Genomic DNA, 14,359 nt, shown 5'->3' on the forward strand with positions numbered 1-14,359 from the left:
TGTTTTTACTTTGAGCTTCTAAAACTTAGTTAGTTAAAATAGAATTTTTAGATAGCGACCAAAGATGAAAAAAGTTGTTGTTGGAATTGGGCTTGTGGTAGTGCTTGCTATCGCGTTTTTTGTGGTAAAACCACGTATTGCAGCAAGTAAGTTTGAGCAGGCAGAAGAGCTTTACAAGCAGAAGAAATACAGCGAAGCGGTTGAGATGTACGGATCGGCCATTTTCTGGAACGGCAAGGCAGAGTACTACAACCAACGAGGTTTAGCCTACGAGGCACAAAAAATGGACAATGAGGCGCTTGCCGATTTCCAAAAAGCGGTTGACAAGGACGATGCTGTAGCCGCCTACTGGTCTAACCTAGCCGGAACACAACGCAAGCTTAACAACTTCGACGGCGCGCTTCAAAGCGTGGACAAGGCGCTTGCCCTAGACTCTCTTAACTCTAAGGCATACTTCAACCGTGGCCTTATTAAAGCCTCTAAGCACGACTACAACGGTGCCATTGCCGATTACACCAAGTCTATTAAGCTAGATGGAACCAACATGGAGGCCTACTACAGCCGGGCCAACTCCCTTGTTAACATTAACGACTTTAAGAACGCCGTTGGCGACTACGATAAGCTCCTAGGAAACGGAAAAGAAAGCTTCGATGCCTACAAGCAACGTGGACTTTTCAAAAATGGGCTAAAGGACTACAAGGGTGCAATTGCCGATCTTGAAAAGGCAGCCCAAATTAACGGACAAGATGCCCAGGTGTACTACGAAATGGGTATCGCCTACTCCAACTCTAAGGGTTTGGCAAAGGCCATGAGCTGCTACAGCAAGGCGCTAACCCTTAACCCCAAGTATAGCGAGGTTTACTACAGCCGCGGCATGGAGTACCTGTACCAAAACAACTTTAAGAATGCCATCGCCGACCTAAACCAAGCCATCAAGGCGAACCCTAAGTTCAAGAAGGCCATCTATAGCCGCGGAACCGCCAAGGCCATGTCTAAAGACTACAAAGGTTCGATTGCTGACTTTGACGCCGCCATTAAGCTAGACCCTAAATATATAGATGCCTACTACAACCGCGCCGTAAGCAAGGGTATTCTCCTAATGCACAAGGAGGCAGTTGCCGATTATAACATCGCCATTAAGCTTAACCCCAAAAACGCCGAAGCATACTACAACCGCGGTATTTCGCGCGTTAATATCAACGACATGCAGGGAGCTTGCAGCGACTTCGACACGGCCATTAAGATGGGATACGCTCCTGCAAGGGAGATGAAGGCCATTTACTGCGGTAAAATCTAACCAGCCATGAAAAAAATCTTACTATCTCTGCTACTGCTGCTAATTGGCGTTGCCGGCGTAAACGCGCAGGCCAAAAAGGCAAAAAGAGACACGCTGTACACCATCACCGCATCGCGGTTACACATTGTTGATGGAAAGCCCACCAGCGACTTTACCATCTATAACCTCAAATGGGCCGATACCCTTTGGAACGTATCGCGCGATTTGGACATGGAGCAGCCCAACTTGGCCATCAAGAACTACCGCTGGTACTTCTACGATGCCAACAAGCGCCTCAACCGCTTCGAACGCTACATCAACGAGAAGCTCGATAGAAGAATCCTATACCGAATTGAGAGTAACCTTTTGGCCCAACGCGAGCACTTCCAGCTAAACGGAACAGACACCGTTCTAACCCGTAAGGATGTGATTACGAACGATGCCAACGGACGCGCCTCGAAGATTAAGGTGTACGACGGCAAGGGTAAGTCTATTGCCAGCCTCAGCTACTCGTACGACGCTAAAGGCAACGAGGTTAAGATGAAGGCGTCGATGAAGGTTATCCTTGATGCCGACTCCACTTTTAGCCGCCAAACCACCTACACCTACGACTCGCTGGGCAGGGTAGCCAAAAAGATGGTCAAAAGCGTAAAGGCCGACAAGCAAAAGGAGAACATCCTTTACGCCTACACCTACAATAAGGAAGGCAAGCTCGAATCTACCACCCGATACGACGAAATGGGAAAGATGTTAGGCAAGGAGGAGATTGTTTACTACTCGGGACGTATCTCGCAGCGTAAATACTACAACAGCGAGGGCGTGCTCACCGAAAATTTGGCATTCCGATACCGAAAGTTTGGCGCATCGCTCGATAATAACATGTACTAATCGTTACCCCAAATGATACATACCTAGCCAACTTATGGCTAGGTATTTTTTTATGCCGTAATCTACATCGTAGAGGCCGCCATTAGGCACCCTCTGCAATCTTCCGCTTTGCAACCCCAATACAAGCAGCAGCATTCGGCTAATAGCAAACCTAAAAGTCAAAATATTTTAAGAGAGATGAATCACGAGACCGACAAATTGCTATCTTTAGTGGGTTAACAGCAGATTGGGCTGCAGATACCCACCCCTTAGATGCAGAGGATGGTTTAGTGCTGATGGAATGTTGTTGCTTCTGTATAAATATATAAGTAAGGTTAGCGGCTTAACGGCAAGCGTCCTTGCCACATTAATAAATAAATCTATGTTAAACTATAATACTTATACGCAATGGAAAAATTTAGAAAAACAATGGTCTCCATCGGGGGGATTACCTTCCTATTCTTCGGCCTATTCCACATGTCCTTTTGGCTGATATTCGATTGGAAAACCGAACTTTTAAAATTGAATCTGGTAAACAGCAACCTGATGCAGATGATGAACATCGGGATTATTGTAATGATGCTGGCCCTGGGGTGCGTGCTCCTCTTTTTTAAGCGCGACATCCTTAACTCTGGGCTTGGCAAAGCGGTGCTTTTCCTATCTGCCATCTTCTTCTTTGTTAGGCTGATTGCCGAGTTTATATACCCAGGCGGCTCGATCGCACTGGGAGCCTTTCTTCTAATTTGCTCGCTCATTTACCTGGTACCCGCAGTTGTTCGGGTACGATAAGCCTCTAAAAGAATTCCAAGTCCAACAACCTTGTGCTTGGGATTCTTTTGTTTTTACCTATTAGGCTACTTTTATGGCAAAAGCCTATCTCGCAACAGGCCAAACTACTGCAGCTCTACATTATTCCCCTTACGCATCTCCCAATCCCTCCATTATCAGCAAGGTAGGTTGCAACGAATGGAGCTTAGCCCATAAAGCGGCAACCTAAACAGCATAAACTTGAGCCTTACCTCTGCACCTTTCTCCCGCTTTCCTAAACCCATAATAGCTACATCGTTTGACTTTAGCAGCATGCACATTTGTAAAAGCAAAAAGAGATAACGCTTAAGGAAAATCTCAAAATGCTTAAGCAAAACCTTATTTCGCTTAAAGGAAATGACATATTGCTTAAGCAAAACCTTATAATGCTTCAACGATATAAGGTTTTGTTTAAAGGAAACCTCATAATGCTTGAGCAAAACCTTATTTCGTTGAAGTAATATCTTATTTCGTTGAAGCAAAACCTCCAATTGCTAAAGCAAAAGCAGCAAACTTCAAAACAAAACCATCTATTTTGTATTGAATTACAGCAACTTAAAACAAAACACACTCCTACAATGCAGCCAAACGAGGTTGCGTGAAAGAATCCGCCAATTAACAAACATGTACTAGAAAAAGCTACTAAAGCTTTACAGCGTATACCACTGCTAAATTTGAAGATTAGGGTTCCGATATTGACATATATATCAACCATAAAACTGGCCTCTTACAAATAAGCTACAGCCATCGAGCTAACGCCCGCCGCCTCTTCCAAAAACAGAAAAGGCCGCAGGTATAGGTGTGCAACCCAACCTGCGGCCCCTATATGCTGCTATATATCCTAGTCGCGGTTAAAGGATATGCTCAAGCCAACCGATCTGAACTTGCCATCCTCAAAGCCGACAATCCCCTTAATCTCCATTAGCACAAAAATCTTATCTATGCCGTAGCCAATCTCGACATAGTTACGCAGCTGCTTGCTGTTGAAGTAGCTTAGGTAGATATTTTCGGTATACACGGTTCCCTTAAAAAAGGGCAGCTGCTTAATAATGATGTTGTCGGCCTCGTAAAGCATGTGCCCCTCAACAAACCAGCCCGGCGTAGCAAAACGGTAAAATGGGATTAAGTGGAAAGACTGCTTGGTGGGCTGCAGGGTAACCATTGTATAATCCACTTTTGGGAAATAGAAGTCGGGCAGCTGCAGCTTCTTCGAGTTGAGAAAGGTTCCACCCTCCACCTTGTACCACAGCTCCGAAAGAAAGCCCAAATCCCATCTCTTCCAGCTCGCAGCCTTAAGCAGGGTGTACTGGCTCGCGCTTTCATCGAGTATACCTCGACGGTAAAGGAGCTGAAAGGTTGGATAGTCCGATTTCACGTAACGCTTACGCTCCCCATCCATTCGGTAATACTGAACTGGCGTATAGGTAAGCGAAGCCTCTAGCGATGCTTGCTTATGATCGGTAAGCGGATGGGTAGAGAGATACTCGTTTACCGGAATGTTTTCGTCGTACTGGCTACTACGCTTAAGAAACGAAAAGTTGGTGCTGTTGCTCACCAGCTTTCTATCGTAGTACGAGAATATACCTTCGGCAGTAAGGCCGTTTGCCACCTCGTAGGTAAGCTTTACATAGCCACCACGAACATCCATTGCTCGGGTATAGCTATCCTTCATCAGCAACGAGGTTACCGAGTTTACCAAAGGCTGAACCGGCTGATCGATATTAAGATCGCGCGAAGCGTAGGTTCCTCCAACTGTCAGCCACGCCATCCTTCTTGGAAAAAGAAGATAACTGGCATGCCCCACTCCCATCAACCGGTTTCGGTTGAAAGAGTACATCGGAATTAGGTAGGTTGTCAGCTCGCGGCTTCCTGATAAATCTTTAAAAATGGCAAATCGGTTGCCTACGGTAAAGCCATCAATGGGGTTAAAGTAGGTATAGTTTGGATTGAAAAAGCCCTTTGTCTTAATGTCAAGCCCCTTACCTCGGTACAGGTAACCTCCGGTTGCAAGCGCAAGAGGAGTTACCTTTTCGCCTGTTCGTGTCAGGTTCTCGAAAGCCGCAATTCTATCCTTAAATGATTTAACGCTATCAACCTTGACAAATGCCTCTTTCTCCTCCTCTTCCAACGGGATCGGACGAAGGTTTGTCCAGTAGGACGAATCTTTCTGGTTAAAGTCATCAGAAAAATCGACCTTATCCAGCCCTCGAAGCTCCAAGGTTTTTAGCGTATCCGGACGCTTAGCCTCCTCCTCTGCTTTAACCAGCTTAGCAAGCTTATTCATGTCAGACTTAGACATTGCGGTCTTATTCATAAGCGCATCAATCTTTGCCTGCCTCTTTGCTTGCTGCTCCTCCTTTTTTCGCTCAGCAGCAGCTCGCTTTTCCTGCGCAATGCGAGCCGCATTAGCATCTACAGCAACTGGCTTAGGAGTTGGTTTAGATCGACGACCAATAATTGATACGTTCGAATACTTTAGCGATCCACTACTTTTTACCCAACCAGCGCTTCCTAGCAAACCGCCATCAGCAAAGAGCTGGTAGCTAGTTGGTAGCACCGCACTTTCCTCTATCAAATCGAAAGCGATCTTAAAGTTTGCCATACCAAAGCTCATTTCAAAGGTAAGGTCGGCATTCTTCACCGCATAGGTATTGTCGGCAATGTAAAGAAAGCCTTTAAAGAACTTTCCAGATGGACGCTTGGGGGTAACCTTAATTTTGTATACAGGAACATTATTTTCCAACGAAGATCCTACCAAATTGTAGTTGTAGTAAGAAAAGGCGTTAAGCCCAAGAGGCGAAGGGATATCGCTAAAGGAGTTATCGTAGATGCTTGTATTTAAAAACTCCAATCCAGGAAAGTTATCCTTCGAATCGGCACCTGGTAAGGTAGATCGAAAGGAGACAATGCGCTGGCTATAGGTGTCGGGCGCATTAAAGTTGACCTTGGTAAACATCTCCGCAAAATAAGTCTTTCCCTCTTTGGGTATATCAATACTTTTAGGAGTCATGTATTTCAGCAAACGGGAGTACTTCCGCACGTTAAAGCTTCCCTTAATGTATATATCGGAGTTGTAGGCAGCCACAGAGCGCTTGTACTGCTGCCCCAGAGCTATCGACTTCCGTATAATCCAAAGGGCAGGATTATCCTTACTCGAAACAGTAACCTGAGAGAGGTTGTACACGGCCTCTTCGAGCTGCACGTTAAGAGTTACGTCCTTATTTCCGACCTTAATCTCCTGCAAGCTTGCCTTAAAACCAATAGACTGAAACTTTACGGTAAAAGTTCCTGGCTCAACATATATCTGGTATAGCCCCTTGTCATTTGCAGAGAGCCCCTTGCTCATCTCCTTCACAAAAATGGTAGCAAAAGGAACAGGGTTCCCCTGATTGTCGGTCACCTTGCCAACAATACGCTGCGAGAAAGACAAAAAGGGAGTAGATAAGATGAATAAGAGCGATAAAACCTTCCATCGTAACATAATGTAGTGCAATTTTTATTAGTAAAACCCTCGATAGAGGTTCTTGTTTACGATTAACTTTGCTGCAAAGTTAACAATAAAAGGGCAAGAGACCGCGCCAATTACGCTTAGTACAAAAGCAAAGGAGGCCACCTTACGGTAGCCTCCTTCCATATCGAGAAATAAAAACGCTCTATTTAAGAACTCCCATTTCCTTTCCTACCTTGATAAAGGCATTTACGCACTTTTCAAGATGCTCCATTTCGTGTCCAGCTGAAACTTGTACACGAATACGAGCTTGCCCCTTAGGAACAACAGGATAGTAGAATCCGGTAACATAAATACCCTCTTCAAGAAGCTTTGCTGCAAAATCTTGAGATAGCTTAGCATCGTATAGCATTACAGCACATATTGCCGATTGGGTTGGCTTGATATCGAAGCCTGCATCAACCATTTTTGTACGGAAATACTCTACATTACGAACCAGCTTATCATGAATTTCATCCGACTCGCCTAGCATAGTAAATACCTCTAAGCTCGCGCCAACAACTGCTGGTGGAATAGAGTTCGAGAAAAGGTATGGACGAGAACGCTGACGAAGTAGATCTATGATCTCTTTTCTACCTGTTGTGAAACCTCCAATAGCACCACCGAAAGCCTTACCTAGCGTTCCTGTAATGATATCAACCTTTCCACGTTGGTTAAACAGCTCGGTAACTCCACGTCCGGTTTTACCTACAACACCTGCAGAGTGGCACTCATCTACCATTACAAGCGCATCATACTTCTCTGCCAAGGCGCAGATCTTATCCATTGGAGCCACGTTACCGTCCATCGAGAAAACCCCATCAGTAACGATAATGCGGAAGCGTTGTGCTTGAGCCAGCTTTAGCTGATTTTCCAAATCCTCCATATCGGCATTTGCATAACGGTATCTTACGGCCTTGCAAAGACGTACACCGTCGATAATAGAAGCATGGTTCAAGGAATCGGAGATAATGGCATCCTCCTCGGTGAATAGCGGCTCAAAAACGCCCCCATTTGCATCGAAACAGGCTGCATAAAGAATGGTATCTTCAGTTCCAAAGTAGTCTGCAATAGCATGCTCCAACTCTTTATGGATATCTTGCGTTCCACAAATAAAGCGAACCGAAGACATTCCATAACCGCGCTTTTCCATTGCCTTTTTGGCAGCCTTAACAACACGAAGGTTATCCGAAAGGCCAAGGTAGTTGTTAGCGCAGAAGTTTAAAACTTCCTGACCAGTATTAATTGTAATATCAGCCTTTTGTGGGCTTGTTATAATTCGTTCCTTCTTGTATAAACCAGCCTCCTCAATAGCGGCAAGTTCCTTTTGAAGATGTTCTTGAATTTTACCGTACATAGCTCTAATCCTTTTTTGGGTGTTATGCGATTAACTCACCAAAAGTAGGAATTATATGGCAATGTGGTGTGAAAATATGAAGGGAATATCCTCGTCTATCTTAAAAATTTGAATTAAAAAGATCATTATTCCAACAACCTATAATCCTTTACGCTCATATATCTTCGATAAATGGATAAAAGCAAAAGCCCTATAAAAGCAACGGATAATATAAGATGAAAGGAACTTACCGATAGGCTTGCATCAATATCCCCCATGCCTAAACTACCCTTTAATTTGTTTATAACAAACATCCCCACCACAAACTGGGCGTTATTTAAAAAGTGGGCAATAATGGGCAGCCAAAGTGAACCTGTCCAATAGAATAGATAGCCAAGCATTGCCCCTAAAAGAAAACGAGGCAGAAAATTAACTGCGTCAAAATGAAACGCGGAGAAAACAACTGCTGCAATAAGAATACATAGGTGAACATCTTTAATCCATTTCATTAAAACCCGCTGCAAGAAACCTCGAAAGAAAAATTCCTCGCAGAATGCTGGAAGAACAGCAACTATAAGAAGATTGAGCGCAAGATCTCCATATCCAGTTCCTATCAAAAGAAGCTTTGTCAACGTTTCGTTATGCTCCGCACCACTTATAAACTCCTTCGGCCAAGGCAGCATTTGAGAATACTGAGCAACAACCGCAAGAAACGTGTTCGAGAAAATGATAAGAAAGAGCACATATAGAACATCATAGCCCCCAACTTTCGAAGTCAATGGAAGAAGAACCCCACTTTTTCGATAGAAAACAAAAAGAACCACCACTGCTGGAATCAAAAATATTCCGACGGTTTGTACTCCTTGCGACAGCTTCATTTGCAGCAATAGCGACTGTATCTGAGGCGTAAGCTTTACCCCATCCTTCAGCAGAAGCTCCACTGCATTTGCAGAGTTCGGAAAAATAGCTTCGCCTAATAGCAGCGTTACCAACGTTGTAAGGGCAATGATCAAGAAGCTTATAACGATCTTAAATAGGACGGATTTGGTTGTTATCATTTGCTCAGATTTACTGCAAATCTACAAAAATGTACCTAACGCAAACTGTAATAATTCTTTCTATTTTTGTGGCTCAAATTGAACGTTATGAAAATTGGAACAATTGAGCTTGGTGAGCAGCCACTTTTTCTCGCACCAATGGAAGATGTAACCGACCCGTCATTCCGGTTCATCTGCAAGGAATTTGGCGCAGACATGATGTACACCGAGTTCATTTCTTCAGACGGACTGATCCGCGATGGTCGTGGCTCTGTCGAAAAGCTAAACATCTACGACTACGAGCGTCCTATTGGAATTCAGATATACGGTCATATTATTGAAAGCATGGTAGAGGCCGCTAAAATTGCCGAAGCGGCTGGCCCCGAGCTTATCGACATCAACTTTGGTTGCCCTGTTCGTAAAATTGCAGGCAGAGGCGCTGGCTCTGGAATGATGCGAACACCCGACCTTATGGTTGAGATGACGCGCCAAATTGTAAATGCCGTAAAGCTGCCCGTTACTGTCAAAACCCGCCTAGGCTACGACGACTCGATGAAAAACATTGTTGAAATTGCAGAAAGACTACAGGATGTAGGAATTCAAGCGCTAACAATCCACGGACGGACACGTGCTCAAATGTATACAGGCGAGGCGGACTGGACGCTTATTGGCGATGTCAAAAATAATCCGAGAATAAACATTCCTATTGTTGGAAATGGAGATATAACGTCGCCTGAGAAAGCAAAAGAAATGTTTGATCGCTATGGGGTAGATGCAATTATGATTGGACGAGCCACCTATGGCCGCCCTTGGATATTCAAAGAAATTAAGCACCATCTACAAACTGGAGAAATTCTCGCCCCCCCTTCGGTCCCCGAACGCGTAGAGATAGCCAAACGCCACTTACAAAAATCGGTTGACATAAAAGGAGAGCGCACAGGAATCCTTGAAATGCGACGTCATTTGAGCAGCTACTTCAAAGGCCTTCCTAATTTTAAGGAAACAAGAATGAAGTTGGTTACCTTAGCTACCTTAGAAGAGCTATTTGTGGTACTCGATAGCATCAACGAGAAGTGGGGAGACAACACAGACATCCAAAAAGAACCTTACCATTCTCCCTTAAATGGGAAATCATAAAAAGAAAAGGGAGCTTTCGCTCCCTTTTTTATGCTGCTAATTTATCTTACTTTCTTTTATCCCATGCAACCCGTATGCTGTAATCCTTTTGATGCCTCGTTTTATTTAGCTGCGGATAAGGATATATTGACATTAACCTTATACGGTACCCATCGAGAAGTAGCTCGTTAGGAAATATGGTTCCTATCACAGTATCAACGGTTCGCTTACCAGTATAGAGCTGAATGCGCAACTTTGCATCCCCCCGCCAATCGACCTTCGAACCTATAGGTTTACGCATATCAATAACGTACTTCGTCTTCAAAAACACACCTTTTCCTAAAGTGTATTCCGAATTTGGAGTCAACGTAAGCAATTCTACCTTTGAGAACTCTTTTTCCTGCTCACTACAACCCAACATCACAAACCCCACAAGTAATAATAATACTTTCCTCATCTAGCTGCAGTTTATTAAGGTTTATCAACTCACATGCCACTCTTTATATTAAAATTAACTCTGTCCATAATGGTTCGCACTAAAACAACTTACAAACCTTCTGTAGATTAAAACAATAAAAAGAGTAAAGTGGTAAACATCTCAATAGATTTCCACTGCAAATTTAACTATTATTTACATAATTAAAAACAAAATCACAGGAATTAAGCTAACACAAACAGGTTTTGCGCAAAAGAAAAGCATTTTTTACTAAAGACTCTATCCTACAAACTTCTGAATTGCTTCCAACGACACCTTGGATTCTTCTATAAAGCCCATGTGCCCTGAATTTTCAAGGAGCAAAACCGCTGCCTGTGGATACTTCGCTATCAGCAAATCGGCCATCTCGTTACTTATGTAGTTGTCTTTACGCCCAAAAATAAACATAAATGGCAGCGCAGTTGACGCCAAGAATTCGTTCATATCCTGACGAATCTTCATTCCATTTAGCAACGCTACAATTCCCTCCTTCTCATTAATGGCATACATTTCGATGCATTCCTCTATCGCATTAGCAAAGCGCTTGCGATTATCGCGGGCGAATGCCATTGGAGCATTCGTACGAGCAATTAGCTCTATCTTATCCTCCTCAACCAGCGCTATTTCGCGATCTCGATTTGCTCTTTTCTCCTCAGTGTCGGGGTTAGGTGTCGAATGAAAAAGCACAAAATTATTCAATCGGCTGGCGTACTTCTGGGCAAAAGCCAGCGTCACATAGCCGCCCATCGAATGCCCTACAAGGGTGCACTTCTCAACTCCTACTAAATCCAATATGTAGTGAACCGCATCTGCAAGATATTCCATGGTATGCGCTTCTCCATTTACGCCCGAGAGGCCATGCCCCGGAAGATCGAGGCGAATAACCCGATTGGTCTTCTTTAAGTTGCTGGCAAAATCATCCCAAATTAACGACGACTCCAAGTAGCCATGAAGCAGAACGACTGGAGCCCCTTTCCCTTCATCGATGTAAAAAATGGGAGTTCCCCCAAACAATACAAACTTTTCCATACTCCGTATTTTGGCGCAAAGATAGCTCAAAAACAGAGCGAACCGTAAAAAATAGCTTCGGGTGTTATTCTAGAATCGGTTTAAATTAGGCGATTTATGCTGTAAAACCTATAAATTAACTGCAATTCTTTTGTTAATTGGTAAACAAGGGGATAATTTTGCGAATCATTTGCGCCATGAAGTTCTATTTTCATAACTTACATCGCAAATTTGGAACAGCTTAAAATTTAAACAAATAATTCCGACATGAGTAACATTTTTAGTTCTTCTATTGGGAAAAAGCTAGTGATGAGTCTATCCGGTTTGTTCCTAATTGTATTTCTGTTGGTGCACCTTGGAATTAACTCTCTTCTGATGTTCGACAACACAGGAAGATTGTTCAACCTTGGCGCTCATTTTATGGCAACCAACCCTCTTATCAAGGTTTTCGAGCCTGTTTTGGCGCTTGGATTCTTGCTACACATCGTTTGGGCCTTTGTTTTGACCCTTCGCAACATGCAAGCTCGCCCTGTAAAGTATGCCGTTAACAACCAATCGGGCAACGCTACATTTGCTTCTCGCAACATGTTCGTTCTTGGAGTGATTGTTCTTGGCTTCTTGGCTATTCACCTTGCTAACTTCTTTGTAAAAATCAAATTTACAGGATCTCCACTTCTTGCAGAGGTAGATGTAGACGGTGTTCAAATGGAAAATGCCTACGCCTTAGTTGTTGAGCTATTCCGTAACCCAATTTACTCTGTTGTATACGTTATTTGGGTGATTGCTCTTTGGTTCCACCTTACTCACGGTTTCTGGAGTGCATTCCAAACCATCGGTCTAAACAACCAAATTTGGATTAAACGTTGGAAAGCGGTTGCTTACATCTACGCTACTATCGTTGCTGTAGGCTTTGCCATCATTCCACTATTCTTCCTTTTAGGCCTCGACGCTTAATTTGGTTGAGCAATCGTACTAAATAGAAAAGAAAAAAGATTACGATATGAAACAGTTTGATTCTAAGATTCCTGCTGGCCCATTGGCGGAAAAATGGAAAAATCATAAGGCTGCCATCAAGGTAGTTAGCCCTGCTAATAAGAGAAAGCTAGACGTTATTATCATCGGTACTGGTTTAGGTGGAGCCTCTGCTGCTGCCTCTCTTGCCGACCTTGGCTATAACGTAAAGGTTTTCTGCATCTCTGATAGCCCTCGTCGTGCGCACTCTATCGCCGCTCAAGGGGGTATCAACGCTGCTAAGAACTACCAAAACGATAACGACTCTGTTTACCGTTTATTCTACGATACCATCAAGGGTGGAGACTACCGCGCTCGTGAAGCCAACGTTTACCGTTTGGCAGAGGTGAGCGGTGCCATCATCGACCAATGCGTTGCCCAAGGTGTACCTTTTGCTCGCGATTACGGCGGTCTTCTAGACAACCGTTCATTCGGTGGTGCTCAGGTATCTCGTACCTTCTACGCTAAAGGACAAACTGGACAACAGCTGCTTCTTGGCGCTTACGCAGCCCTTAACAAGGGTATCGCCCGTGGAAACATCAAGTCTTACGTTCGTCACGAAATGCTAGACCTAGTTATCGTTGATGGTAAGGCTCGTGGTGTTATCACCCGCAACCTTGTTACCGGAGAGATCGAGCGTCACGGTGCACACGCAGTTGTTCTTGCAACTGGTGGATACGGTAACGTATTCTTCCTTTCTACCAACGCCATGAACTCTAACGGTTCGGCTGCTTGGCAAGTGTACAAGAAGGGTGCTATGTTTGCTAACCCTTGCTTTACTCAAATTCACCCAACCTGTATTCCAGTACACGGCGACCAGCAGTCTAAGCTAACCCTTATGTCTGAGTCGCTACGTAACGACGGACGTATTTGGGTTCCTAAGAAGAAGGAAGATGTTGAGAAGCTTCGCAAGAAGCAAATCAAGGCTTCTTCTATCGCTGAAGAGGATCGCGACTACTACCTAGAGCGTCGTTACCCTGCATTCGGAAACCTTGTACCACGTGACGTTGCTTCGCGTGCTGCTAAGGAGCGTTGCGATGCCGGTTTCGGTGTTAACGAAACAGGTTTGGCCGTATTCCTAGATTTCTCTACTGCCATCAACCGCCTTGGACAAAAGACTATCGAAGCTCGCTACGGTAACCTATTCCAAATGTACGAGAAGATTACCGACGTAAACCCATACGAAGAGCCAATGATGATCTACCCAGCGGTTCACTACACCATGGGTGGTCTTTGGTGCGACTACAACCTGATGACCAACATCCCAGGTTTATACGCTATCGGTGAGGCAAACTTCTCTGACCACGGTGCAAACCGCCTAGGAGCTTCTGCGCTTATGCAAGGTCTAGCTGACGGATACTTCATCCTACCATACACTATTGGAGATTACCTATCTCACGAGATTACAACTCCAAAGATCAACACCAACACTCCTGAGTTCGAAGAGGCTGAAAACGCAGTTAAGGCTAAGATCGAAAAGCTATTCAGCATCAAGGGTAAGAAGACTGTTGATGAGCTTCACAAGGAGCTAGGCCACATTATGTGGGATCTAGTTGGTATGGCTCGTAACGAAAAAGGCCTTGAGCAGGCTATCGAGCGCATCAAGGTACTTCGCGAGGAGTTCTGGAAGAACGTTTTCGTTCCAGGAACCAACAACTCATTCAACCCAGAAATCGAAAAGGCACTTCGTTTGGCCGACTTCCTAGAACTTGGCGAAGTAATGGCTTACGACGCTTACAACCGCAACGAATCTTGTGGTGGTCACTTCCGCGAAGAGTTCCAAACTGAGGAAGGCGAAGCAAAGCGTAACGACGAAGAGTACACCTACGTAGCATGCTGGGAGTACAAGGGCGAAGGCCAAAAGCCAGAGCTTAACAAAGAACCACTAAACTTCGAGTTTATTAAGGTGGCTCAACGTAACTATAAAGAGTAATCGGAG

At 44.3% G+C, this 14,359-nt stretch carries 11 protein-coding genes; 6 read left to right on the top strand and 5 right to left on the bottom strand.

The genetic code is table 11. The features are described 5' to 3' along the window. Window positions 1–64: 64 nt before the first annotated feature. From L990_RS01730 to L990_RS01740, 3 genes are all read left to right on the top strand, one after another. Window positions 65–1,297, top strand: a complete 1,233-nt coding sequence (locus L990_RS01730; protein WP_047444854.1) for a tetratricopeptide repeat protein — start codon at window positions 65–67, stop codon at window positions 1,295–1,297. 6 nt (window positions 1,298–1,303) lie between these two features. Further along, window positions 1,304–2,164 (top strand): hypothetical protein, encoded by an 861-nt coding sequence (locus L990_RS01735; protein WP_047444856.1) that lies wholly within the window; start codon window positions 1,304–1,306, stop codon window positions 2,162–2,164. A gap of 387 nt (window positions 2,165–2,551) precedes the next feature. Beyond that, on the top strand, window positions 2,552–2,932 hold the full coding sequence (locus L990_RS01740; RefSeq protein WP_047444858.1) for a hypothetical protein: 381 nt from the start codon (window positions 2,552–2,554) through the stop codon (window positions 2,930–2,932). 859 nt (window positions 2,933–3,791) lie between these two features. Here the strand turns inward: L990_RS01740 and L990_RS01750 are convergent. The 3 genes from L990_RS01750 to L990_RS18965 form a co-directional block, all read right to left on the bottom strand. Continuing rightward, window positions 3,792–6,431 (bottom strand): DUF5686 and carboxypeptidase regulatory-like domain-containing protein, encoded by a 2,640-nt coding sequence (locus L990_RS01750; protein WP_047444861.1) that lies wholly within the window; start codon window positions 6,429–6,431, stop codon window positions 3,792–3,794. A 172-nt stretch (window positions 6,432–6,603) separates the two neighbouring features. Next, entirely contained in the window at window positions 6,604–7,794 is a 1,191-nt protein-coding gene (gene kbl, locus L990_RS01755; protein WP_047444863.1) for a glycine C-acetyltransferase, read from the bottom strand. A 125-nt stretch (window positions 7,795–7,919) separates the two neighbouring features. Next, window positions 7,920–8,831 carry a CPBP family intramembrane glutamic endopeptidase gene (locus L990_RS18965; protein WP_052180640.1) on the bottom strand — a complete coding sequence of 304 codons (912 nt, stop codon included), beginning with the start codon at window positions 8,829–8,831 and terminating at the stop codon, window positions 7,920–7,922. A gap of 87 nt (window positions 8,832–8,918) precedes the next feature. Between L990_RS18965 and dusB the strand changes: the two genes are divergently transcribed. Continuing rightward, on the top strand, window positions 8,919–9,947 hold the full coding sequence (gene dusB, locus L990_RS01765; protein WP_047444865.1) for a tRNA dihydrouridine synthase DusB: 1,029 nt from the start codon (window positions 8,919–8,921) through the stop codon (window positions 9,945–9,947). 46 nt (window positions 9,948–9,993) lie between these two features. On the opposite strand, the gene L990_RS01770 is transcribed toward dusB, so the two are convergent. Both L990_RS01770 and L990_RS01775 read right to left on the bottom strand, forming a co-directional pair. Then, the gene (locus L990_RS01770) at window positions 9,994–10,383 is read right to left on the bottom strand and encodes a hypothetical protein (RefSeq protein ID WP_047444866.1); all 390 of its coding nucleotides are present in this window, start codon (window positions 10,381–10,383) and stop codon (window positions 9,994–9,996) included. A 258-nt stretch (window positions 10,384–10,641) separates the two neighbouring features. Next, window positions 10,642–11,430 (bottom strand): alpha/beta fold hydrolase, encoded by a 789-nt coding sequence (locus tag L990_RS01775; RefSeq protein ID WP_047444869.1) that lies wholly within the window; start codon window positions 11,428–11,430, stop codon window positions 10,642–10,644. A 246-nt stretch (window positions 11,431–11,676) separates the two neighbouring features. On the opposite strand from L990_RS01775, the gene L990_RS01780 reads away from it, so the two are divergent. Together L990_RS01780 and L990_RS01785 are read left to right on the top strand one after the other, a co-directional pair. After that, window positions 11,677–12,363: a succinate dehydrogenase cytochrome b subunit gene (locus L990_RS01780; RefSeq protein ID WP_047444871.1), complete on the top strand. Its 687-nt coding sequence runs from the start codon at window positions 11,677–11,679 to the stop codon at window positions 12,361–12,363. Window positions 12,364–12,409: 46 nt separating this feature from the next. Further along, entirely contained in the window at window positions 12,410–14,353 is a 1,944-nt protein-coding gene (locus tag L990_RS01785; RefSeq protein ID WP_047444873.1) for a fumarate reductase/succinate dehydrogenase flavoprotein subunit, read from the top strand. Window positions 14,354–14,359: the final 6 nt, after the last annotated feature.

Origin of the sequence: Alistipes sp. ZOR0009, assembly GCF_000798815.1 — a bacterium.
Taxonomy (GTDB): domain Bacteria; phylum Bacteroidota; class Bacteroidia; order Bacteroidales; family ZOR0009; genus Acetobacteroides.

Excerpts from the sequence above, each read along its gene's own strand:
- L990_RS01735 (WP_047444856.1), top strand. The coding sequence starts at position 1,304 with ATGAAAAAAATCTTACTATCTCTGCTACTGCTGCTAATTGGCGTTGCC.
- L990_RS01750 (WP_047444861.1), bottom strand. The coding sequence starts at position 6,431 with ATGTTACGATGGAAGGTTTTATCGCTCTTATTCATCTTATCTACTCCC.
- L990_RS01770 (WP_047444866.1), bottom strand. The coding sequence starts at position 10,383 with ATGAGGAAAGTATTATTATTACTTGTGGGGTTTGTGATGTTGGGTTGT.
- dusB (WP_047444865.1), top strand. The coding sequence starts at position 8,919 with ATGAAAATTGGAACAATTGAGCTTGGTGAGCAGCCACTTTTTCTCGCA.
- L990_RS01730 (WP_047444854.1), top strand. The coding sequence starts at position 65 with ATGAAAAAAGTTGTTGTTGGAATTGGGCTTGTGGTAGTGCTTGCTATC.
- L990_RS01780 (WP_047444871.1), top strand. The coding sequence starts at position 11,677 with ATGAGTAACATTTTTAGTTCTTCTATTGGGAAAAAGCTAGTGATGAGT.
- L990_RS01740 (WP_047444858.1), top strand. The coding sequence starts at position 2,552 with ATGGAAAAATTTAGAAAAACAATGGTCTCCATCGGGGGGATTACCTTC.
- L990_RS01775 (WP_047444869.1), bottom strand. The coding sequence starts at position 11,430 with ATGGAAAAGTTTGTATTGTTTGGGGGAACTCCCATTTTTTACATCGAT.
- L990_RS18965 (WP_052180640.1), bottom strand. The coding sequence starts at position 8,831 with ATGATAACAACCAAATCCGTCCTATTTAAGATCGTTATAAGCTTCTTG.
- kbl (WP_047444863.1), bottom strand. The coding sequence starts at position 7,794 with ATGTACGGTAAAATTCAAGAACATCTTCAAAAGGAACTTGCCGCTATT.
- L990_RS01785 (WP_047444873.1), top strand. The coding sequence starts at position 12,410 with ATGAAACAGTTTGATTCTAAGATTCCTGCTGGCCCATTGGCGGAAAAA.